The organism is Pseudoalteromonas sp. M8 (genome assembly GCF_018141365.1).
Lineage (GTDB): Bacteria > Pseudomonadota > Gammaproteobacteria > Enterobacterales > Alteromonadaceae > Pseudoalteromonas.
In genome coordinates this window covers 1,306,734-1,331,626 of the sequence record NZ_CP047240.1, presented here as the reverse complement: position 1 = coordinate 1,331,626, position 24,893 = coordinate 1,306,734, and the positions used below count along the sequence as shown (strand labels likewise).

Below are 24,893 nucleotides of genomic sequence, written 5' to 3'. Positions count from 1 at the left end.
GTGACTGATTATGACCCAGTGGTACACCATTTCGTCTTTTTACGTATTGTCTTAGTCCAAGTTTCATTTTCTGGGGGATAACGACTGAAGCATAACTTTACTAATAACAAATGCTTTGTATTTAGGCAAAAAAAAAGCCGCCTGACGGCGGCGGGTTGGAAATCAATAAATTAGATTGATATTACTTGCTTTCAAGCAAGTTGCCCGAGCCAATTTCTATTTTTCTTGGCTTCAGTGCTTCTGGGATCTCGCGTTCAAGGTCAATAACCAGTAAGCCGTGCGCTAAGTCTGCACCTAATACTTTGACGTGATCGCCAAGTTGGAATTTGCGCTCGAACCCGCGCTCGGCGATCCCTTGATGAATAAATTTACGCTCGTTGGCTTCTTCAGTTGCTTGCTTTTGTCCCTTTACGGTCAACGTATTGTTTTCTGATTCCAGCGTTAGCTCTTGCTCGGTAAACCCTGCAACAGCCATGGTAATTTGGTACTTGTCTTTACCTAGCGCTTCGATGTTGTATGGTGGATAGCTAGGTTGTTTATCTGTTCTTGCAGCAGCATCCATCATAGAAGCTAAATGATCAAAACCGATAAATGAACGATATAATGGTGATAAATCTACTGTACGCATAATTTTGTATCCTCTTAAAGCTATACATAGGTGCTCACTCTTCAAAAAAGAACCAATAAGCACTTTTAAAACAAATAGTTATTTAATTCATGAGGCCCTGTCGGCGTCCTCATAAAGCTATTTATGGTCAGCAAATCTATTTTCAAGAAAATTCTTTTAAAAATTTTCAACTTTTTTAAAAAACCTATTTAAAACAGATAAGTATATTTTTTCTATCGCATGTAGATCGCTGAGGGATAGATGTTCATTCACTTGATGAATTGAATCATTCTTTACCCCACATTCGATCACTTGCGTTTTTCCGGTCGCAAAGAAGCGACCATCGGAGGTGCCGCCTGCAGTACTTAAACTCGGATACTGCCCCGTTGTTTCCTGAATTGCTTGCTCTACCAGCGTTAAGAAACAGTTTTCTTGCCTCGCGCCGGTATAAAACGACTCACAAGGTCGCTCCCAACTGATCGCTAACATAGCACCGGATTTAGCCAGCGACTCTTGAATATAGTGCACAACTTCTTGGCTCTTATAGGCATGGCTGTAACGAATATTAAAGGTGATTTCACACTCTGCTGGTACTAAATTATCCACGATATTTGGAACTGTGATCCCAGTAACTTGCAGCGTGGTTTGCGATCCCGCTTCATCTTTCCACCAAGGTAAAAGCGCGAGTTGACTAACCAGCTGGCCTGCGATGTGAGCTGCATTAACCGTTTGTTCTGGATAAGCCACATGCCCCGTTCTTCCTTTAACCTGAATACGCCCAGAAATCGCACCGCGACGACCATTTTTAACCGTATCTCCCACTACTTGATGTGAAGTCGGTTCACCTACCAAACAAGCATCTAGCTCGATGCCATTTTCAGCTAATCGCTCTGCAATCAATTTGGAACCAAACTCCGCTTCACCTTCCTCGTCAGAAGTGAGTAACCAGTAAAAGCTTCCTCGTAATTTTTCACGATGCTGTAGTAATGTTTTGGTTGCAGCAAGCATTGCCGCAACGCCACCTTTCATATCAGCAGCACCACGTCCATACATCACGCCATCAATAATCTGCGCACTAAATGGCGGCACAATCCAGCCTTTATTATTTGCAGGCACGACATCCACATGACCAGAAAAAGCAAAAGTTGGTCCAAAAGAGAAACGATAACTTGCAATCAAGTTTTTTACTCCCTGCACCTCAAACTGCTCAATAGTAAAACCCAGCGCGGCGAGTTGCTCTGACATAAAAGCGATAGTGCCTGCATCACACGGTGTAACCGAAGGCGCTTGGATCAAATGCGTTAATATCTCGGTTGCGTGAGACGCGCTAAGATTTTGATTCTGTGTTGCTAATGACATAACTGAGAATGACTTGTAGGTGAAATCTAGCAATTATTTAAAGATGAAACTTTGACCACAGCATTGCAGTTTTAATGCAAATTAATGACATCGAGAAAACTTAATCTAAATCAAACTTTCAAAAATTTCTGAAATCTTACAATTTAAAAATTGATCTAGAACAGTTTTTCATTTTTTGAACCCTTTTAAGATGGCTTCATTGAAAACACACACTGTTTCACAGTTTAAAAATGTCCTCACATAGGGTTAGGAGAAGAAAATGAAAACTTTAAGCGCTGCACTTTTATCTACTCTGCTAGTTGCTGCTCCCTTCGCACACGCAAATTTCAGTGTTAATGTTGGTGCTATTAATGTAAACCCTGACAACACGGCTTCTGCCATTGATCAAGATAACTCGCTAGGCTTAGTCGCTGATTCAAACACCCAGCTTGGTATCACTCTTGATTACCACTACAGCGATAACATCGTATTTGAGCTAGTTGCGGCAACACCATTTTCTCACACCGTAGACGGTGCTGGTGGCTTAGCAGGGGCGGAAATCGCTGACATCAAACACTTGCCACCAACGCTACTTGCGCAGTATCACTTCTTTGATGCAAGCGCTAAGTTCCGCCCATTTATCGGCGCGGGTCTAAACTACACAGTATTCTTCGATGAAGAGCCAAGTGCTGCACTAAAAGCAACACTAAAGACTAACGATGTAGAAGTTGATTTGGATAGTTCTTTTGGTATCGCACTACAAGTCGGCTTTAACTACGACTTAAATGAAAAATGGGGTCTACATGGTATGATCTCTAAAATGGATATCAATACCGATGCAACAGTGTACGCAAACGGCGTAAAAGCATTAACTTCAGACGTAGAGCTTGACCCAATTGTGGCCATGTTCGGTGTGAAATATAAGTTCTAATACCTAAATGGTTTAAATCACAGATTTACTGTTACTTTCTCAATCCCCAAGGCCACAGATGTGGCCTTTATAGTTTATAGATTACTGTTTTTCTTTGCCTCTAACATGGCTTTCCAATGCATAATCTCAGGAGATAAAATAGGTGCTTCACCGTTAAACCCAGCTACTTCGAGCATTTCTTCGACCGCAACCACCCCACCCTTACGCTTGAATACCCCACGCACATAAGCAATTGCATGCAGCCCACGCTCTGAATGAAAACGCTGTTCAATGTAAAAGTATTTATGATCCCATCCCACCACCTTAGTGGTAATGGTAAATTTTTGCAGCGGCTTGATATCGCGAATATAGGTAATCGCTGTAGCGTTAACAATTGGGAACCAGCGGCGTTTCATCACAGCTGCAAATAACCCAACTCGCTCTGTCATCCAAGTACGCGCTAAATCCATAAATGCGAGATATCGTGAGTTGGTCAAGTGCATATTAATATCGCAATCGCTTGGCAGGGCGCGATACTCAATATCTATCGGAGACAAAATGGAATCTGCTGTTTGTTTATTCTGTCTTATTCTCCAAAACAACAGCAGTAAACGAAAATATAAATTCATAACAATGGTCTTACCAGTTAATAATTTTTCGATTCTAGCATAGCAATTCATATTCTAAAGTGATTATTTTGCTACGCTTACGTCTATAACTGATACATTACTTTGCCCTTAGTTGCAGTAATGCAGTCGGTAAACTAGATTAATAACCTGAGCTTCAAAAAATGAACGCCTTTCTAGCATGACCAAAAAGGCCTATAAAATGAGCTTAAAAACAATGAGTTCGGTTACTACATACGCGAACCTCAAATTAAGTAAAATAACTGAAGTGAAGTCGATGAAAAAATTATCCCTTGTTACCTGTTCCACCTTATTTGCCTTTTCCAGTATGTGCTACGCAGACTTTGACTTTAAAGGGGAAGGCACACTAACCTACCCAACCGGTGTAGAGAAAGCGTTTGAGTTTGGTTTTGCTTGGAACAAACAGACTGAACAGTTTCGCATCGGTGCAAATCATTATGATATGTCTGAACTACCAGAGTCTTACTCAGTTGCCATTACACTGAGTAAAGACGATACCCGCGTGTGGATCCAAGAATTCAATCAAGGTTTTATTTCTGAATTTAAGTGGCAAATTGCAGATCATCAAATCTCTCTTGTGAAAAAAGAGTTTAGCGACTCTGTAAAGGGTAATTACGTCTTGACGGTAAATGGGATAGATTACTTCTTTGCGCGAGATAACGTGAGCATCACACTCTCTTTTGAAGAAGATGGCGTTAAGAATATTAAGGTAGATGGCGTGACAAAAGACATGGGAACTAAATCATAAAGGCCACACTCATTGCGTAGCCTTATATATCATACTTTGACTGTTTTTCTATTTATCCCATACTCACGCAGCTTGTTGGCAACGGCTGTGTGGCTTAATCCCAAACGTTTAGCCAGTTGCCTTGAGCTTGGATAAGCGGGGTAAAGCTTGCGCAACAAGGTTGCTTCAAATCTCTTCACGGCTTGATCTAACGTCCCTTCAAAATCAGACTCCAAATAACCTAAGTCATGGGTAAAGGTCGGTAGGTTTAGATGCTCAGTACGAAGCTCTTTATCATCAAGCAACGAAACCGCACGATAAATAGCGTTTTCTAACTGCCTCACATTACCAGGCCACGGGTAATTCTCTAAAAATTCAATGCATTCTCTGGCAAATGTTGGCGCTGGATGACCATTTTGCTGGGCATATTTTTGCACAAAGTGTTCAGCCAAAGGACCGATATCCGCTTTTCTATCTCTCAGCGGTGAAATTTCGAGCGTTAGCACGTTAATACGATAGTAGAGATCTTCTCTAAATACACCTTCTTGAACCATTGCTGGCAAGTCTTTTTGCGTTGCAGCTATGATGCGAACATTGACCTTAACTTCATTCTCATCACCGACTTTTCGGAAAGTACCGTCTTGTAAGAAACGCAGTAACTTAGTCTGTAACTGGGTTGACATTTCACCCACTTCGTCGAGGAATACCGTGCCGCCATCCGCTTGCTCTAATACACCGCGTTTTGGCGCTGCATTTTCTTCATATCCTGCATACCCAAACAACTCGGACTCAGCAACGTCATCAGGCAGCGAAGCACAAGAAAGTGCGATAAAAGGCTTTAATGACCGGTTGGAAGCATAATGACATGCTCTGGCAAGCAGTTCCTTACCAGTACCTGTTTCACCTGTGATCAGAATTGGCGCTTCTAACTGCGCCATTTTTCTGGCTTCACGCACGACTCTACGCATGGCAGTGCTGTGATTATGGATGGTAGCAAAACTTTCTTGTCCATAACGACGAAATGCGCTGACTTGCTGTCCTAATCGCGACTGCGATTTAATGTTAATCACCGCACCGGCTAATACATCGCCTTCAATCCCTTGGGGCACCGAAATTGGCAAAATATCAGCAATAAAATCTTCCCCGCCCACTTCGACACGGGTTGTCTGGCCTAACACCTCTTTACCTTCTAACCAACGAGTAAAGTTAAACCCTTTCAAAAGGTTGTTAATGTTGGCACCGATCACTTCCTTTTCAACCATGTTAAGGTCGCGACAAGCTGCGTCATTGCAATGACGTACCCAGCCTTTAGCGTCGATAGAAATTACACCATCAGGCAACGCACTGAGCAAAGTATTCAGCTCATTATGTTCACGTTCTGACGGTAAAAACGCTGTAGTACGAACATCTTCAACGCCATCGATTAAGCGGATCTCAGGCATAATTTTCTGAAACTGTTCAAATTCGATGGGTGGAAAGCTCACGTACATTCGACAATTTACTGAATCGACTTCTATACCTTTCAAGTCGACACGGTAACTCACCAAGATATTGAGAATTTCTTGGGCAATACCAATACGGTCAGCGCAATGTATCTCTAGACGCATTTGTTCCTCAAAGCGGGTTTTCACAATTGACGAGATCATACTCTAAGAATAGCTGTCCGACTAGAAAAACGTAAAGAATATTGAACAGAATTTTAGCTATCTTCGTAAATTCTTGTCCTATACTAATGAAGAACTGAAAAAAGTTGTTTTTTAAGGCATTTTTCAGCGCTTGTTAAGTTTTTGATTTGGAAACTTACATTCCATTTCAAAGGATTGCAACACATAAAGAGTTACAGATATAATACTAAAGAATTAAATAATGTATCTTTTTTGAAAGCAGGCTGGCCACAATGAAAAAAATCTTAAATGTAGTATTGCTATTTGCACTCACAGCCTGCTCAGTTGAGGACCCAAATGAAACAGGTCCTTCACAAATAGATAAGGATGAAGATAAAAGCCAACAAGATAGGGATAGCGAGACGCCCAATTTAAGCATACTTTTGCACGACACAAATGCAACCCCCATTGCCAATGCTAGCCTCACGATAAATGATCAGTTATTTACCTCAAATAACAATGGTATCTTTGACCTGTCGGCTTTAGCATACGGCGCTTATGTCGCAGAAATATCCCACCCAGATTATTTGCCCTTAGTTTTTACCTTAGCGAATCAAAATAACAATGAGCAGCAGCTCACGCTTGAACTAAAAGCTAAGTCGAGCACGCTAAAAACCTTACTTTTTGCCGGTGATACCATGTTTGGGCGTCGTTATTTCAACCCTGCTCTCATTACTATGGGGAATTCATTGCCCAGCACCCCTGACGGACTTATCCAGCCCCAAAGCGCAGGACCTGATGCCCAAGCCCTAGTGCAGTTTATGCATCCTTTATTTAAACATGTCGATTTCGCTTCGGTTAACTTGGAATCTCCAATCCTAAAAAACCCAACCACGGTCCACCCAAGCAAAGAGTTCGCATTTTTTAGTCTGCCGGAGTCATTAATTGCCCTCAATGATTTGGGTATTGACTATGTAGCACTTGGCAATAACCACGTCTATGACTATCGAGCACCTGGACTGAACGATACCTTGAAGTATGTCGAGCAAGCGGGACTTAAACACAGTGGCGCAGGCACAAGTGCGGCAGAGGCATTTAAGCCCTACAGCCTAAGCCTTGGTGAAACAACGATAGACTTTGTGTCTGCGACTTCTATTACAGGCGATCAACATACCGTCACTTATGTGGCATCAGACGCTAAAGGGGGAGCTGCCGATCTAACAGATACCAATGGCATGAAAGAAACGGTGATGCAAGCCAGTACCAACGGCCGCTTTGTTGTGGCTCAGCTCCACGGTGGCGATGAGTATTCATACGCACCAACGGCGTATATTTCAAATCGCTTTGATTTACTTTCCAAAAATGGTGCTAACTTGATGATTGCGCATCATCCTCACGTTGCGCAAGGGTTTGGCTTATACAATGGCGTACCAAGCATACTTGGGCTAGGCAATTTTGTGTTTGAACAAAATCGTCTTGAAACCTTTTTAGGACTGATAGCTGTGGTAGAGTTAGAAACCGCAGGCACACCTAAAATCAGTGCATTAAAAGCCTATCCTGTTTATCTAGAAGACTATGTTCCTAAGTTTGTAAGTGGCGATCTTGCCAATGCCCTACTAAAACGCATCGCTGAATTTTCTTCACCCGAAGTTGGTATCTCATTGCGCTCGGGATTTGCAGAAGTCACCTTTGATAAACCGGTTCAAGCAAAAGCAACCGAGCAAAAAGTCATTACCTTGGAAGCTGGTGAGCATATTGTCGATTTACGCCAATATTCAAGCAGTGCTGAGTTCCTTAGCAAACTCACGGCTAGTGATGCTCAAGCAGAGATTGTGCTTGGACGGGACTTATTGTTCTTTGGGGATTTTGAAGACTGGGACAGCGATAACGAACAGGGGGAAGTCTCTCGTTGGTTAATTGAGGCCGACGATATCGCGCCCTGCTTAGTCGGCAAATATCGTGGCGTACAAGGGCTTTGTCTACAACGAACACAATTTAACGAAACGCCAACGCGTGTGCCGTTCAAACATACAATTCGTACCATGCCGATTACGCCAGCGCCGAGCACGGCACAGGCTTACCATGAGCTCTCGCTCTTTGGTTATGCCAAAGGAGAGAACGCTGGTGAGTTTAAGGCTGATATTCGTATCTTAACATCAGAAGATAGCCTTATCTTTTCTGAGTCAACGCCCCAATTAAAACCTGCAGGTAGTTATGAGTGGCAAACATTTAGACAAGATATTACCTTACCTGACGATTCCGTTGTGCTTGGCGAAGAAGGATTGCCCGCTCGTGGCGTCCAGTTTGGCCTCTCCATGGCGCCACCAAGTAGCGGTGAAAGTGCCTTATTTTTAGATGATATTGCGATGATTTCGTGGCAGCGTCCAGTGCAACTTCAGAGCGCTCAGTGGCAAAGCGAGCAAATTCATGGCTTAGAATTTATTAAAGTAAAAACAACGAAGACGACTGAGCTGACTCTCACTTTCAGCCAGCAATAAGAGAGTGAAAAAGCATGTCGATTTTTAGTCAATTAAACTTTATAAAACGCCAACGTGAGTTTTGGCTATTTATGAGTTTATTCGCTATTTTGTTGATCGCGTCAGCATCAGGCTTATATAAACAGGTAAACCTAATTGGGTTACAATGGTTTTCCAAGCTCAACACCACGCAAGCAACGCAAGTAGTCGTGATTGAAGCGGAAAACTTACAGCAACAACATCAGCAGTTAGCAAAAATACTCTCTGGCTATCAACCAAAAGCCGTTGTGTTCTTTGCAAATACCGAACTTTCGCCACAACAAAACAATGACTCAATTTACTATCCATTCAATACGCAATCGGTTTGTTTATTGGAGACAGAAAATTGGTACGGCAGCGCAATCAGCCTTGCACCACCTGCAGGTGCGTGTGACATATTGTGGGATAAAATATTTCCGCAGCATGGTGAATACCTCAACAAAATCATAGACTACTCGCTGCCTTATTATTCACTACCAAAATTTAGTGCGCAGAGAGTGCTTGATGGTGACTTATTCACCGCACAACTTAGCGAAAAGGTCATCTTAGTTGCTCAGCACTCAAAATTTTCACGCTTGAATAGTAATGCTTATTTTGGTGCGCAAGAACTTCCGCCTGTTTACCTACAAGCATTTATTGCCAATAGCTTTGCATCCGACAGTTTTATCCAACCTTTAAATAAAGTGACAATAATCGCAGTGATGGTACTGGCATCAATATTTTTCTTAGTGGGCTACCAAAGAAATGCGACAAAAACCAATGTAGTCATTGCAGTATTCACCAGCATGTTACTTATTATGTGTGGCATTGCTGCGCATCATTGGTATTCCGTGTTATTGCCGCTTGGTGAGTTGTTTTCCTTGATATGGCTATCGCTAATTTGGGTGTTTATTTCACTGAAGTGGTCAGAAGAGGAAAACTTAAAATCACTGATAGCCCTAATCCAGCAACGTATGATGGGTCGATACTTACCACGACATTTTCTTGAGCATAATGAACCTTGGGATGCAATCATCCAACTTGTAAATCAACAGCTCAACCTGAAAAGAAGTATCTTTCTCACCCGCTTAGAGGGGGACCACAGAGTAACTGAAATACGTGCAATACACTGTCAGCTCAGCGATATCTTAGAGATGCGGAGAGACTACGAGCGAGTACCCTATTCAGATGCAATCAAAGCGTTTGGTGCCATCAAAATTACCCGCCCTTTCTTCCAACATCTAGCGGAAGATGAGCAGCAGTACATCGCCCCCTTAATGTACGCAGGAGATGTTCGGGGTTTTTGGGCGCTAACCGTCACTCCTCAAGACAACTTTGATGAGCAAGCATTTATTAAAAATGTAAATCTCTTTGCGCATCAAATTGGTGAATTATTATTCCACTATAAGGTGTTTGCTGCTGAGCAAAAAAACCTCAAAAGCACACTGATTCGGGCGCTGACTTTTTCTCTAAAGGAGCCACTAAGTCATAAAATCAAAAATGCAATTAGTGAGATGGATCAAAAACTCACCTCACTGGAGCATGTCTTCAACCAGCTTCACAGTGCCAGTATTTTATATAACTTATTTGGCCAAATTGTGCAGGTAAATGAATCTCTTGAACGCTTTGCTAGAGAACATAAGCTGTCTATTTTCGACATGTCCGCCTTAGACTTACTTTGCCGCTGTACCGAGATGGATAGTGAACAAGCTAAAGGAAAGTTGCGCTATTTAACCCTAAAACGTGGCAAAATCGTATTACCTGTGTATTTAGACAATCGAACTTATTTACTAAGCATTCGCGCCTTACTCAAACAATCAACCAGCCTTAACACCAGTACCCCATTTGAAACCAGCGGGGTGTTGTTTGAATTTATCGACCTTGGCGAGCAATTATCTCAACTAGATGATAAAGAAGCTTTTTTAACACACTTGTCAGAGCAGCTTGCGGTTAACGAGCAACTTTTGCCTGAAAAGTGGGATGACGAATAAATGGACTGGACGCTAATGCTATTCCCAAGTGCGGGCGGACTTGGGCAATCCGTTATCACGTGTGTTTGGATAGGCATCGCGGTTGTTGCATTTTTCAATCTTAGGTTTGGCTTCCCGTTAACTGGTTTAGTGGTTCCAGGTTACCTAGTCCCTTTATTTATCGTGAGCCCAACATCGGCTTGGGTGATCATTGTTGAGGCCATTGTTGTTTATGGCTTAATGCGGTTTTTCGCCAAAACACTTGTTGAGCGACTGGGCTATGCAGAAATGTTTGGCCGTGACCGATTTTTTGCCATCGTTTTGTTAAGCATTATTGTTCGAGTTACCATGGATGTGCTGTTTTGGCCGCTGGTCGCCGCGTACTTAACACAATGGGACATCACTTTTGATTACGCCGCACAGCTGTATAGCCTCGGGCTGATTATCATCGCATTGACCGCCAATGTGATGTGGAATGGCGGCTTTAAATATGGCATAAAAGTCACCGCTATTCAGTTGGTTGTTACCTATATCATCATTCGTTTTGGATTAATGACGTTTACCAACTTTAGCATTGCCAATCTTGCCGTCATGTACGAAGCTGTTGCGGCCTCCATTATTGCAGCCCCTAAAGCTTATATTATCTTGGTGATCACTGCTTTTATCGCATCAAGGGCTAATTTAAAGTACGGCTGGGAATTTAATGGCATTATGCTGCCAGCGCTGCTAGCTCTGCAACTGATGCAACCCACAAAGCTGCTCACATCATTCGTAGAAACAGCGATTATTTTAGTCTTTGGATATGTAGTCTTAAACTTTACTCGTTTAAAACACGCCAATATCGAAGGCGCGCGACTCATGCTGCTGTTTTTTAATATCGGCTTTGTCTACAAACTGATTTTAAACTACGTTGTCGTCGGTTACTTCCCAACCTTAAAAGTGACCGATACCTTTGCTTTTGGCTACATGCTATCGACCTTACTCGCCCTTAAAATTTACCAAAAAAATGCGCTAGGCCTTGTGATCCGTGCAACTTTTCAAACTTCAATTGTTGGTGGCTTTATCGCCATCTGTATCGGTTTTGCAATTATGGTTATTCCAAGCCTATTCGTACAAAGTAATACATTAGCGATAAATGAAACAGCCAGCGATTTAACGCTCGGCCAAGTGATCAGTAATTACAAGAGCCAGCTGTATACTCAAAATGCGGCTAACGTTAATGTCAGCCAATATGTGACCGAGCAGCAACGTAGCCACTTTAAACAAGCAATTAGGTTGCTTAAGCAGGATAGTGAGTCACACTATGCCGAGGCCGCCACCTTACTGCGTCAAGCCGACTTTTCTTTGCAACGTACAACACAATTTTTAGTAATAAAAGACAATCAACAAGATCATAAACGCGGTCTGTTTATCATTAATTTAGCTGCTCAAAAAGCCCATATCATCAGCGTCCCCTACCCCACTGCAGAGCGGCTTGCCAGTGAGGCTGGTGGGATATTGTTTTCCTACTGGCAAAGCCAGGCAATGGCGTTTGGCAATGCGCGACCTAACCAAAGTGGCGATAAGAACGGTAAACAAAGCGAGTTCTACAGTGACTTTTTTATGGCGATGGATATTCCAGAGGTCGTCCAACTCAGAGAAATTAATCGGCAAGTAAGCCAATTGATGCACCAACACAGTTTAAAAGAAGACGCACAGATGTGGATATTTAACAGTGTGCCAAGCTCAGTGCAACAATCTGAACTTGCTACCTTGTTTAACATCAACGATGCACACTTTGGTCTCGCGGCAAATGCGCCTTTACCTTACAGCCAATTCCATGGACAGATGATTGAGGCGTATTTAAGCTCGGATAGCTATTCGTCGTTGCTAAGCGCATATGGCCTGCAACGCATCGACAAAGACATAGATAAAATAAGCACAAGCGATGAGAGCATACAGGCACTTATTGAAGCATTTTCAAGTCACATTAGCGCCAAAGGCAGCGGTGCATTTAGTGCACTGAGCGATACCAGTGCTGCATTATGGGAATATGAAGTGTTAAGGCCGTTATTTGCTATCACCCAAAACCTTGAGATAGTAACAACGCCAGAAACGCTTGAGGTAAGGCTGAGTCAGATAAATCGCGTAGCAAACCTATTACAGTACCAATTAACTTTAGTTGAAAATAATCAAGGGCAATTCGTTGCGCTTTCTCCTTTAGATACCAAATCTGCCTATGATTTGGGTCAAGGGGTGTACTTTATTGCCTTGCTGGCTAAACCATCCCTCACCATTGCGGTGCCTAGACCACTCTTTGAAAGTAACACGCTGGAGTTCTCTGGGCAGTTGTTTACGGCCACCCATGCAAAGTTACTGGCAATCGCTGGTGCTCATCCGTATACCAGCATAGATGCAAATGTAATGGCAGCCGACAACGTGCGGTCATTATTTAATGTGGTGTATCAAAGTGCACAGCGCTACTTTTATGACAACCCCTTACTTAATTTACAGATCCGCAGTCATAGCGCGCCTGCAAGCATCAGACCTTCAGCGCTTGCGTACCAATTTACAACGCCTAACCCTATTCATAATGACACCATTGCTACACTACAAAGGGTGCTAGCTGATCTTGGTGTTAATACTCAAACCGTTTCAGGACAACAAGCAACAAGAGGCTTAGAACTCGGTACCACACCACAGTCGGGATATCAGCTGTTCGCACCAAAAAGTGAGTTAGCGGCACTGTGGTTGGCATCGGATTTTAAATCGCACTTTGCCATTACCAACGATGCTTTATTGCAACGCCTTTTAGCCGTTGCACACACACCTAGGCTCAAAGTAATCGATTTGCTTACTCTCTCTCCAAATGATTGGCATGAAGCCAGTGCGCAATTTATTGACGCACTTAAAGTGGCCACAGGGCGCTATGCCACCACCCAACATTTACCTGTGCTCCAAGCACTTTGTCAGTTTGAAAGCCAGTGTAAAATAAGCGCCTTTAGCACGCATAGAAATGGTGAGCTGGGATTAATGTTTATCCGAGATAACGCACTGCTCGCGCTATACTTACCAAGAAGAAATCGCGTTATTGATTTAGCCACTTATGCAAAAGCGGTTCATGAGGGGCGTTATGTACTGGATTAAGCAGATATTACGATTTGCTATTTTTACGGCTTTGCTGCTACTTTTTGTTTGGTTCGCCGTCACTTTATTTGTGTGGGTAAAATCGGCGGAGCCTTCAAATACCTCGACCTTGTTTAATATTCGCTCCAATGTGCATTGGCTAAAAACCGACAGTGCACTGAAGTTTTCCTTTTCTGCGTCTCGGACCATGTCTCTCCGGGTGTTGTCTAATGGTATATTCGAATCGCAGCCGTTGGATGATCAGCCTGTCAACTATGCTATTGAATATCAGTTACTTGATGCAAAAGGAGCGATTATTTATCGCGGTACTTATCATCATGCAGCTAAAGCTGCCTCGAACGACTTTCAGCAACAGGTAAAACAGATCATTGAAAACCGTGAAGCGTTGGCCGTGGCGTCTGGACAATCCTTTTATTTAAATCGTGAAGAGTTACAACAGGCTGCAACCATCACGTTAAAGCTAATACCAGAAAATGCTCAGCTTAAAGGCGTGGTGGTACGTGTCCATGCTCAAACCAGTAACAGTATTGTCGACCCCGCCAAAGCATGGCTGAAAAGGCCAACCGAATGGCGTGAACGCATGACGAATTACCACACCATAGGTGAAAACGCCTTAACCAACGAAGAAAAATACAATTCGGTCATGTTAGATTGGCAAAAGCTAGCGCCACAGGGCGTGCCTAACATCGACTTTCGTGCTGACTTGTTATATGAGTCACTCCCCTACAATGTGCTTAATCATGATTTTTCGACCCAGCTAGACTTAGACAGTTTGTTGATTTCGGAGCCGCTAAGCGCCAGTTTTCGTGTCTATGAACACACTGAATATTTATTAAGCCATCCCGAAAATGCAAATCTTACTTTTGTTTGGCATGATTTACGCCAACTCAACGCGCCAAAGCGACTAACTCCTGAGACGCTAGCCACTACCCAATCTAGACTGAGCAACTTACCTACAGGCCTTGTTACCATTAGCGCAAACGCCCCCACCAGCATTCGGGTATTTAGCAATGGCGTCGACCCTATAGTCCCGCTGCATAGTTATTATTATATGCTCAACGCGCAAACGCCGGTTTACTATCAAGTCTCTCCTAAAAGCGATATCGCTTTAGAATGGCGCGCGCCCATGGGCAGCACTCTCTCTGTGAGCCTCTATAACAACAATGAGCGGATCAAGGACTACGTTTTTACCGCAACGGCGGAGCAAGCTTTGTTCGATAGACTGATAACTGAAACCACGGAGCGACAAACCTTACCAACCGCAGAGAAGCGTTATTTGGCAATACCAGATAACGTTAATCAAATCAAAATTGAAGCCGAAGATGCGATGGTGAAGCTGCAAGCCCGCAGCCCAACATTTAATTACCTGAGCCATCGTTGCTACCCAGTGTGTGACCCTGAAAGTCCAATTTATCAAGGTATTGATGCATGGTTTAGCCAAAAGGCCGACAACCATTACCTCTTTCACACACAAAAGCAGATAGCATCGGTGCGCTTATTTGAAGCGCCACCAGAAGTACCTGAGTTGCTGCCTCAATACCGCTCCAAAGACTTAGATCAGCTTTTAGCTGTATCGGATATCGCGTTGGTGCCCATTGAGCAAGCTTACTTTGATAACTCAGTACCGCAAATGGAGTTTGAATATCGTCAGGTAGCCAAATCTGCGCTCTTTAAGCTCGGTGAAGCAACAAGCTACCCAAGCAGTGTGATTGTGAAGCAAAAGCGTAAACCAACACTATTTGAAGTTCCGCTAAACAGCTTACAAATAGAGGAGTTAGCTAATACCCAAGCACTTTTCATCAATCAAGGGATCCCAAGAACCGTGCGGAAGATCCGCCTGTACAAAGTGGCAAAAACAACGCCACTTACCGTTGCTGTTAGTGAGAATAACTTGCAACCTAACGCTTTGGTCGTCAAAGTGTTTAGTGCCGAACCTCAAGCTGAAATCACGGTAGCAACCGCTCTGGATAGCACTAAGGTAATCACCCCAAGCGATGAATACACGATTTTAGCTAAACACTTTGTCTTACACCTAAACCCTGCACAAACGAGGATGTTTTTTAACCCTAATCACGCAGAGCTGTACGAGTACCCAAGTATTACTTTGCCACTGTTTCAAGACTTAACATCGCCTAAAACCATGACGCTTCGCTTTTCACATGATGTTTGGATAAGTGTATTAGAGGAACATGAACAGCCTGATGCAACATTAAACTGGTGGCAAGATGAAACACCTTAGTCGCTACGCACTTTACATGGCATTGTGCTTGTCATTGAATGTTAACGCTGCGGTTCCCGACAGCAGCAAAATGGCGCACTGGTTTAACCAACCTGTAGCACTTGATGGCTGGCAATTTACGCACCAAGCAGAGCAGTTTACATTGACGCCAAAGCCTCAAAGTGAAGCGCATGGCGAAGTCACGTATGCGCCTAAGCACCGGCCTTGCGTAGTGTCTGTTCCACATCGCTTTCATGATAAACATACACAGACCATTGGTGAGCACATTTTCCAGCACAGTTGCCAAGTGTTACTGAACAACACAAAACACAGATACGATAACAATGACACAACACAAAGCGCTGATTACGCCAAGCAACCTCACAATATTCACGCTTCAGCTATCGTAGCTTTTACATCTTTATACCCAACAGCAAAAGTGTTCCAAATACATGGGTTTAGTCAGAAGAAGCGAAAAACCGACGGCGGTAAACTAAGCGAAATAATTTTGAGCCAAGGCAAAACAAATGACGACACACTATGGAAGTTGAAGTCTTGTCTTGTTAAGCAAGGTTATCGGGCGCTGATTTACCCTCAAGAAGTGCAAGAACTTGGCGGGACGCAAAATATCATGCATCAGCTTGCGCTTCCTGAATATAGCTTTATCCATATTGAGCTAAGCTATCAAACAAGAAAGCAATTAATTAATAACAATCAACAACTAGAGCAGTTTACTAAATGCGTGCAATCACTTTTATAATGACACTACTGCTGTTTGCAACGATATCCCGAGCCAATGAGGTAGGGATACAAACGGCTGCCCAATGGGTTGATCTGTCACGTATGCAACTTATCCAAGCCAATGCTAACAAGCACTTTGCACCGCAGCAAAAAGCGTGGCTGTTTTTGCCAAGTCACGCGTGGTTAGTCACAACGCCAAGTGCCCTCGACACATTCGAATTTTTTGCGGGGCAAACCCCAGAGCTACGACGTGCCATTCCAACATCCGATTGGTTATGTATTCAATCCCGCTGCCAACTGAGTGCAATAGCACAAAACCGCTTAATTCAGGTTGCTTACACCGGTGATAACGCTCAATCTCTCGCGCTTTGGCAAGGCAGCATGCATAGCCACAGAGATCCGTATCGAAGAGCGCTCAGACTGCCAGGGCTTGACGACCAAACACTGCAATTAGCACAAGATACAGAGCGTTGGTTCCATCTACAACCTACACAAGTGACAAGCGTATTCTTTGAGCACGCCAAAAAGCTCAAACTAGAAGTTCGAAAAGATCTACACGCGATTGCGCAAAATGGTACTGTCACAATTAAAGTCAACGGTGAGGTTATAAGCACCATTGCAATATCAGACATCCAAGCGGATGAGTACCTTGAGCCTAAAGTCGGCTTGTCTAACCAAGATTATATTGCTATCCCGCAAGGTAGTTATCTCACTATCACAACATCGGTGCCTGCCTACCTTAACTTACTACAAATGCACCGTGGTATTTACGACGATAATGCAGGAATAAAGCAGCAAGAGTCGCTATTTAGTCCGTATTGGAATAAACAGCTGAACGAGCAGCTCAGCGCCCTTTACATGAATGGTGATACTTCTCCACTCACTTTTAACGCTTCTGACACGGCGCTAGCGGTCAAACGTAAGCAAATGCTTAACGATATTGCCTCTACGGTGTATTTTTTAACGCCAAGCTCCCCTCAACCGCTCACTCATCATGTTGCGATAAGTGGAGTAACACTGGGCAGCCGCAGCGCCGCTGGGCAAGTGCTGCTCACTTCAAGCGCCCAGCGAGTCAATTACATTACCTCGTCTCAACCACTGAAGTATCATCTTGAGAACATACTGAGAATTGATAATGCAATTACCTTGTATGTTCGAGCAAGAACGCCAGAACGCTTAACCATCACCAGCGAGCATGGCCAACATACGCTGCTTGTTGCGCCTAGCAGTCATTTTCAAAGACTTACCCTACACATGAATCCAGCATCCAAAGTTGTGATGATTGAAGGGGCTAAGCAAGCGCTTGATATCGCTGTAGCAATAAACCGCGTACAACCATTTCCCGACTTCTTAACCATGACGCAAGAAGCGCTAGGTCAAGGGTCATTGGTTCAAGGTCTGCTGGCAAGAAGCAAACAAAATCGAGCGGACACTTACTATTTATCTCTTAGCGGCCTGAGTGCACCGGAACTAAGTGTTAAGACAGACAGCCACGGCCAGTTTACCGCCACCAAAGTGCTTGCGGAGCTGCAAATCGTAGCAAAGACCAAACCACTCATGGCACTTGCGAAACTGAAGCCGTATTTGAGTGGGCATAGTGAGCAAGTTGCGTTAATGGCTTGGCAACTGAATATTACTATTTTGACTCAGCTAGAACGCAGTGGAAACGCCGAGGTATTACTAAAATCACTGCTAAAAAGCACCGCTCAATCTTTAAGAGAGTACGCTGCCAATGAACTACTCTCGAGATATTTAGCACAGAATGAATATATCCAAGCTAGCCTATTATGCGCTGCCCACGAAACTGATATCACGCAATATCAATGCGATGATATCCTGTTGACGTACCTGCTTGACTCTGGGCTTCAGCAAGAAGCGCTGTGGACAAGCCAGCAAATGGCATTAACACCAAAACAGGCCGAACAAGTCGCGGCAATTCAAACAAACGAACTGACCCAGCCTCAATACAGCCTTAATCACTATGGCCTACAAGCCGTGGAGTCACTGGATAATCAAACTGAGCTGTACCCGCTAGGTTCAGGTAAACCCATCAAACTGGTTGCTAAAACGCCTTTGACGGTCAAGCTAAGTGCACGTGCTGCGTACCAAGGACAAGAATACAAAAATACTCAATGGCTGCTATATGAACACAACGCCAAAACCCGGATTTTACCCATATTTAGTGATATTGCAGCAAACTTGCAATTGCAGCCACAAGCGACTCGATTATCTGTTGCATCGCAGCAATATATTCAATTAGCGGCAAATGAAAGCCTCACACTTTTCAGTAGTAATGAGTTGTTTGTAGAGATCCGGGTGCGACCAGAAACCGCTAACACTCCGGCTTTTGCAGATAAGTCTGCGCACTTGGTTAGTAGCACTGATGCGAACATAGCAGATGAACTCAGTGCTAAAGAAATTGCGATAAATGCCTTGTATCAATTGAGTCAGCAAACATTGTCTAACGAAAGCTACAACAGGGTCCTTCAACGTCTGCACCCCAGTTTATCGGATGATGCCGTTTTAACCGATTTATATGCCCGCTTGATGCGCTACGGTCAATGGCTTGCTGCGGAACAATACACAAGTTATGTGGGCACACAAAAGGTAAAAGTTGATACGCTTGCGGCGCAAAGCGTTGGTGACCAGATCACCGCACACCTCACAGAAAGTCAGCCGTCAGGCTTGCCACTCAGAGCAAACGAAATACTGACTATTGATTTTTCTGAGTATCAACAAGTTCAAGTAAGAGTAAAGTTTGCCTACTCTGCAGCCAAGCAAATCGTGGCACCGCCTGCTAATGTAGAGCTGGTGGGGCCAAGTCAAGGTGATGTGATCTCGCTGCAGCCAACGCAACCGCTCTATTACGGCATTAAACAAGTTGAGACGCGACAAGGACTATTGCAATTGCGTTGGCTCAACCCTTTATCGGGGCAAAGCGTTAGCGTACGTCCGCAATACTTTGGCCAAGGTCAATGGCATGATATCCCCTTGGATACGAGGCAGATTTTTTATCGCTCTGATAAAACAACCCCAATCACGGCGAAATTAACTAGAGATAGTCTGATTAAAATTGAAACCTTTGCCGATGGTATTAGAAATGAAGCCACCTATTTTCACCCAGCAGGACAAGTCTCACTAACCGGCCAACAACAGCAAACGTTAGCACGCATGTCTATCTGGGCGTTAAGTCCAACATTGCATCGCGTTAACCTAGTACCTGAAGTGCCAATGTTCTTAAAAGCCAAACAACAGTTAACACCAACAAATGCTGAGCCCAAATTTCAGCAAGCTCGCATTGAAACTGATGAAAGTCGCACTGGCGTCGAAGGATTCTTGAATATTGATAGCGACGACATTGTGCAAACAACGGAGCCTAGCCCTAGCCGTACTACACTCGATTTAGGTTTATCGTTGAGAGTGAAGGATGAGAATAACTGGTACCGCATCGATACTTTCTACACGATGGATAATCATCACCAAGACACCTTCTCTATCAATGGTCAATACGATTGGCTCTCGCAGCAGTCGAACTGGTTTGCAGAAGCGAGGGTGCGTAATCGTTGGCAGGATGCAACGGCTATCAGTGAAACCCATTTAAGCTCTAGTATTTCGGCAAAGTTTGGCCAAATTCACCGTTATAACAGCGGTTTTAGAAGCATTTGGTGGTGGCAGCCTTTTTACACTTACACCAGTATCAGCAAGGACGAATTTATTGCAGATGAGCAAATTGGCCCTGATATGTACACCTTTTACCGTAATAATCATAAGCACGGCTGGCAAGCGCATGCTGGGCTGCGCTATCAGCCTTGGGTTGATAGTTACTTCGGCTCCGGCGTTACACTGACGTCAAATCAAGATTGGCAAACGCTCGACAATGCACTGTTTTCATTTGATTGGTATCAATTTTATCAAGGCCATATTTTCCACGCAGGATTAACATCAAGCTATGTATTTGCCGATCAGAACCGTCCTAATCCAACATGGCAATACTTAACTCAATTGGGTTGGCAAACGGGTTTTGACTTTAGTCATAACACAGCGGGTTGGTTAGGTGTAACTTGGACTCAAGACTGGTTTAACAATACCCATCAGGTTGGGCTACAAGTACGTTTAGGCAATTTACAGCAAACCGCTTTTGCCCCCTATGCTCACGATGAAATTATTTTTGAATCGTTACAGCTAAGTCATTTATTAGAGCAAGATTTACATGAGCGTTGAAGCCTTAAAGAGTCAATTAGAAGCCCTATTTTTTGCCGAAACTGAAAAGTTTTGGCTGAACTTGTATCAACATAAATACAGTGCGTTGATCGACGAATTGTGCGCATGGGAACTCATTTACAATCGCCCTGAAAACGAGGATGAAACCGACTGGCTGGTACTTCAATCTATCGCCTTTTTGCGGCATAAAATTGAGACCCTACATGAGCAAATTTTGCTGCTCGAGGTATCCCACACCGGATTTGTACAGCGTATCGCTAAGTCTGAATTTGCCAGCGAAAAAGAGCTACATATTATCGCCTATGCTCAAGAACTTGGCACCACTAAAGTCGCGTTAGAACAAGATAAAAAAGCATTTTCGCGATGGTTTGACGAAGGCGCTGTAGTTGCTCGATATCAACATCAAGTTGCCACGATAGAACAGCAAATTAAGTTTTTAATTGCCAAACTTGGCGCCCTAACTAACCGATATTTACGTGCTCACCACGATACTCTAGAAAATGCTTGGCAACGTTTGGATTTGCAGCCATTTTGCTTAAATTTACTCGCCCATAGCCAAAATCAACATATTCGTCATGGCTTGATCCGCGCATTGGTGAATATGGTCGCAACCTTGAACAACTATGAGGTTGACTCGGAATTAGACGCAGAGCTTATCGCCAAACTTATTGAGTTGCTTGAGTCTGACAATATGCCCTATCAGGCCACCGTCGATATTTTAGAGATCTTAATACATCAACGCCCCACCTTTATTCGTGCCTACATGTGGGCTTTGCTTGAAGAAGCGAACGACATTGAAAATAGTCAGCAAGTTGATGCCGAAGTACTCTATATTTTGAGTATCTTTCCTAAAATTATTGTCAGCCAGCCAAAGCTTACAGAAAAAGATCTCAATATGCTTTGCGCACTCAGCGAGCACACCTTGCCCAGAGTGCGCCAGGTTACGCTAGAGTTTGTCGAGTTTTATCCCACATCCTTTGCACAAGAGTTAATCGCCAAACGGTTTGAGCAAGAAAGTGAAAATGCCGTACTTTTCACCTTGATAAAACAGTTATCCGCCGACCGGTTTTGCCAACAGGACTTTGCATTTTTACTGTGGCAACGCGTACTAACCAGCAACTTTAGTATGCAGCTAAAGCGCTTAGCGCTTGAGCAAAGCGCACGTATTATGCTGAATATGCAACTTGAATCAAATCAAGCCGAACTCTGCTTCAAACGGTTTATTGATACCTTAAATGACTGCTTATCGAACGAAACAAACATCGCCGTTTGCCGTTATATCACCAGAGCCAGGGAACAGCTAGGTAGCTTCTATCATCAAGCCATCATCGCGCAGCTCAATGCTTCTCTTGAAGCCAACGAACAAAGTGACGCACTGGCAACTTGGTCTCGTGATGAACTGGGCCGCTCACTTTCTTATATTGCACAGCGCGGTCAAAGTCTTAATGCCTCAAAAACAAAAGCTGGCTGGCGTATCCAACAAGGATATCGTCAAGCAAGAAGATTATGGCGAGTAATACACGAAATAAGACAACCAAGTACCGATAAACGTCAAAGCTATTCCCATACCAAAGCGAAAAAGCCCAGCGTATCGATCCACGTCCCTAGCTGCACTACCGCGGAAATTAGCGAAACAAAAGTGCCAGGGGAATTGCTCTTTAATATCGCCGAACAAACGAGTCGACCACATCTACCATTACTCGACTTTTTGCTAAGTGTACTGACTAATGACCACAGTAAAGAAGACGCCAAAACCTATACGCCGGATGGTATTTTAGCCGTTACTCCGCCATCGACTTTGTGGCGACGCCTTAAGGCGTACTGGACCATAACATGGCAGTTTGCAGAGCTAGACCGCTTACGAAAGGGCAACGAACTTGAGCAAGGTAAGTATTTGGATGCACTTAACACGCTGGGGTTTTCGCTACACTTTAGTGCCTATGGCGACATCGCAAAAACGCCATTTCCTGTCGCGAAAGACATTCAGCAACTTTATACTCGCTCTGGTGTCACCTCTGCGCTACTCACCATTTGGAGCAGTTTTAAAGAATACGTCGATGCCATTTATCAAAATAGTATTTCGCAGCTGGTTTTCTTTGTGCTTGCATTTATTAGCTACTTTTGGACTCGGCATATTTATGTCAGTAAAAGAATAAAACAAAATCGAAAACACATTCCGGTGTCCATTGGCGGCTGGGGAACACGAGGAAAATCAGGAACCGAGAGGCTGAAGTCGGCCTTATTTAGCAGTTTGGCGCTGAGAGTCGTGAGCAAGACCACGGGCTGTGAAGCAATGCTTATCTATTCAAAAATTTCTGGTGAGCAATATGAGATCCCACTATTTCGGCCTTTCGACAAAGCGAGTATTTGGGAGCAAGCTGATGTGCTACATTTTGCAAAGCAGGTAAAAGCGGACGTTTTCCTGTGGGAATGTATGGGCCTGACTCCGAGATATGTAAAAATTCTAGTGCGCTGGATGAAAGATAACTTCGCCACCATTACTAATGCCTACCCAGATCATGAAGATATTTTAGGCCCAACAGGCTTGGATGTAGCAAAAGAGATGTCTGCCTTTTTGGGTTACAACACCCAAGTGTTCACCGCCGAGCAGAATATGGCTTCAGTACTCAACTTGGCGGCGGAGCAAAAAAACACGTCACTCATTCAGATTCATTGGGGTGATGGATATCAAATAACGCCTGACATTCTCGCAAAATATCCCTATGTTGAGCATCCGGATAACATCGCCTTAGTCTGCAAAATGGCGCAATATATTGGCATCAATAAAGACTATGTGTTCAAAGAAACGGCCTCTAGGGTTATTCCCGATGTTGGCGTGCTTCAGCAGTTTACGACCGCAAAGATTGGTGCAATCAGTCAAAGCTTTATCAACAGCATGTCTGCCAACGAACGCCTAGCAACGATAGAAAATTGGAAACGCTTAAACATTGTCGAACAGGGAAAGCAGGGGCAAATTGTTGCACTAATTAATAATCGTAACGACCGTGTAGCGCGCTCGCAAGTATTTGCGAACATTCTGGCCAATGATCTGCATTTTGATGCCATTGTGGTGATCGGCACCAATATCGATGGCTTCTTTAAGTACTTTATGGTTGCACTGGAAAATCTCTTACACAGTATTTTCAGCAATAACGACCACAACGCACTGCGCGATTTACTCAGGCGCCTTAGGCTCACATTATCGCGAGATGCGCTGATCGCATCATTAAATACTACGACAGACAAGCTACCTGAGTCTGCGTTTTCAAGCCTCGACTCGCTGCAGTCGCAACTTAATAATGAGGACGACACACATCACCCTACTCTAAAGCGTTTTGAAGCGTGGACAATTGCCCAGTCGCTTTTGGAAGTTGAAGACCTGAGCACTAGGCTTTCGCAAACCGCAGCGCTTGCAGAGCAACTTGCCTCTCTCAAATGTACGTTAGTGCATGATAGCGACATCAAGCCTGATGCTTTAAACCAAATCATCGCAAAACAAGCACTGCCAAATGAACACCAAATTATCGTCGGAATGCAAAATATCAAAGGCGCGGGACTGGGCTATGTTTACATGTGGCAAAAGTGGCAGTTGTTTAATCAGCATTGCGAGCGCCTGAGCCACCGCAGCGTGACACAAACTGAGTTTAGAAATGGCTTAAGTAGAATTTTACAACAAGAGGAACTCAGCGCGATTGAATGCCAATACTTAGCTGACAAGCTCGACTTGTTCGAAGCGTTGCCCAATGCCCAAAGCGAATTTAGCCAAGCCGAATTAACGCAAATAAAGCGCAAACTAGAGCAACAAATACAACGCTTAGGAAGTAAAGATAATACCCGAGCTCGCTCGCCGCTAACACGCTTTTTGAATAAATTGGTCGAGTCATTTTTAGATGCCGGCGCGGCGGTAAAAAGAAAGAAAATAGCAGTTCAGGTATACAAAGATATCGCCGACTTTAGGATCACAATAGAAAAGGCAACCCTTATTTTAAGTGAATTAAATCGTTCGCAAAAACCAGGATGGTTGAAGTTACAAAATGGTAAGCGCCGCAAAAATAGCTCGGCGCTTGTTACCCGACTACCAAAACGTAGATAAGTTTAATGATCAGCGTCACCATTAATAAAGGCAGTACATATTTGGCATACTTTTGCATTTTATCTAGCCCTAAGCGCTGCTGATACTTTTCCAATAACGGTATCAAGACAACCAATGCGATGACTAAACTCACTAATAATATAACTACGTTCATCTTAGCTCCTCTTTCTAAACAGGTATCTTACAACCAGTATTC

The 24,893-nt window shown here is 43.7% G+C and carries 14 protein-coding genes; 9 read left to right on the top strand and 5 right to left on the bottom strand.

The window, feature by feature from the left end:
• Positions 1-181: 181 nt before the first annotated feature.
• Together GSF13_RS10765 and dapE are read right to left on the bottom strand one after the other, a co-directional pair.
• A complete protein-coding gene (locus tag GSF13_RS10765; RefSeq protein WP_010607857.1) occupies positions 182-628 on the bottom strand; it encodes an Hsp20 family protein in 447 nt (148 codons plus the stop codon).
• A 156-nt stretch (positions 629-784) separates the two neighbouring features.
• On the bottom strand, positions 785-1,966 hold the full coding sequence (gene dapE / locus GSF13_RS10760; protein ID WP_211868254.1) for a succinyl-diaminopimelate desuccinylase: 1,182 nt from the start codon (positions 1,964-1,966) through the stop codon (positions 785-787).
• A gap of 259 nt (positions 1,967-2,225) precedes the next feature.
• Here dapE and GSF13_RS10755 point away from each other — a divergent pair, with 259 nt between their 5' ends.
• Positions 2,226-2,876, top strand: coding sequence for an OmpW family outer membrane protein (locus GSF13_RS10755; protein WP_010607855.1), 651 nt, complete (start codon positions 2,226-2,228; stop codon positions 2,874-2,876).
• Between the two features lie 74 nt (positions 2,877-2,950).
• Here GSF13_RS10755 and GSF13_RS10750 read toward each other — a convergent pair whose 3' ends face one another.
• Positions 2,951-3,484, bottom strand: coding sequence for an acyl-CoA thioesterase (locus GSF13_RS10750; RefSeq protein ID WP_174170749.1), 534 nt, complete (start codon positions 3,482-3,484; stop codon positions 2,951-2,953).
• A gap of 199 nt (positions 3,485-3,683) precedes the next feature.
• On the opposite strand from GSF13_RS10750, the gene GSF13_RS10745 reads away from it, so the two are divergent.
• A complete protein-coding gene (locus tag GSF13_RS10745) occupies positions 3,684-4,250 on the top strand; it encodes a hypothetical protein (protein WP_039841562.1) in 567 nt (188 codons plus the stop codon).
• Positions 4,251-4,279: 29 nt separating this feature from the next.
• Here GSF13_RS10745 and tyrR read toward each other — a convergent pair whose 3' ends face one another.
• Entirely contained in the window at positions 4,280-5,836 is a 1,557-nt protein-coding gene (gene tyrR / locus GSF13_RS10740; RefSeq protein WP_010607852.1) for a transcriptional regulator TyrR, read from the bottom strand.
• A gap of 290 nt (positions 5,837-6,126) precedes the next feature.
• On the opposite strand from tyrR, the gene GSF13_RS10735 reads away from it, so the two are divergent.
• From GSF13_RS10735 to GSF13_RS10705, 7 genes are read left to right on the top strand one after another with little or no spacing between them, the layout of a single operon-like run.
• Positions 6,127-8,331, top strand: coding sequence for a CapA family protein (locus GSF13_RS10735; RefSeq protein WP_249122766.1), 2,205 nt, complete (start codon positions 6,127-6,129; stop codon positions 8,329-8,331).
• Between the two features lie 14 nt (positions 8,332-8,345).
• Positions 8,346-10,319, top strand: coding sequence for a hypothetical protein (locus GSF13_RS10730; RefSeq protein WP_206472616.1), 1,974 nt, complete (start codon positions 8,346-8,348; stop codon positions 10,317-10,319).
• A complete protein-coding gene (locus GSF13_RS10725; RefSeq protein WP_211868252.1) occupies positions 10,320-13,424 on the top strand; it encodes a poly-gamma-glutamate biosynthesis protein PgsC/CapC in 3,105 nt (1,034 codons plus the stop codon).
• Positions 13,411-15,663, top strand: a complete 2,253-nt coding sequence (locus tag GSF13_RS10720; protein ID WP_211868250.1) for a hypothetical protein — start codon at positions 13,411-13,413, stop codon at positions 15,661-15,663. Before GSF13_RS10725 ends, GSF13_RS10720 begins: the two co-directional genes overlap by 14 nt.
• Entirely contained in the window at positions 15,650-16,402 is a 753-nt protein-coding gene (locus tag GSF13_RS10715) for a hypothetical protein (protein ID WP_211868248.1), read from the top strand. Before GSF13_RS10720 ends, GSF13_RS10715 begins: the two co-directional genes overlap by 14 nt.
• On the top strand, positions 16,381-20,604 hold the full coding sequence (locus tag GSF13_RS10710) for a hypothetical protein (protein WP_211868246.1): 4,224 nt from the start codon (positions 16,381-16,383) through the stop codon (positions 20,602-20,604). Before GSF13_RS10715 ends, GSF13_RS10710 begins: the two co-directional genes overlap by 22 nt.
• Positions 20,594-24,697: a poly-gamma-glutamate synthase PgsB gene (locus GSF13_RS10705; RefSeq protein WP_211868244.1), complete on the top strand. Its 4,104-nt coding sequence runs from the start codon at positions 20,594-20,596 to the stop codon at positions 24,695-24,697. Before GSF13_RS10710 ends, GSF13_RS10705 begins: the two co-directional genes overlap by 11 nt.
• Here GSF13_RS10705 and GSF13_RS10700 read toward each other — a convergent pair.
• Complete coding sequence (locus GSF13_RS10700; RefSeq protein WP_010370747.1) at positions 24,672-24,851, bottom strand: hypothetical protein; 180 nt, start codon at positions 24,849-24,851, stop codon at positions 24,672-24,674. The genes GSF13_RS10705 and GSF13_RS10700 overlap by 26 nt on opposite strands.
• Positions 24,852-24,893 lie beyond the last annotated feature (42 nt).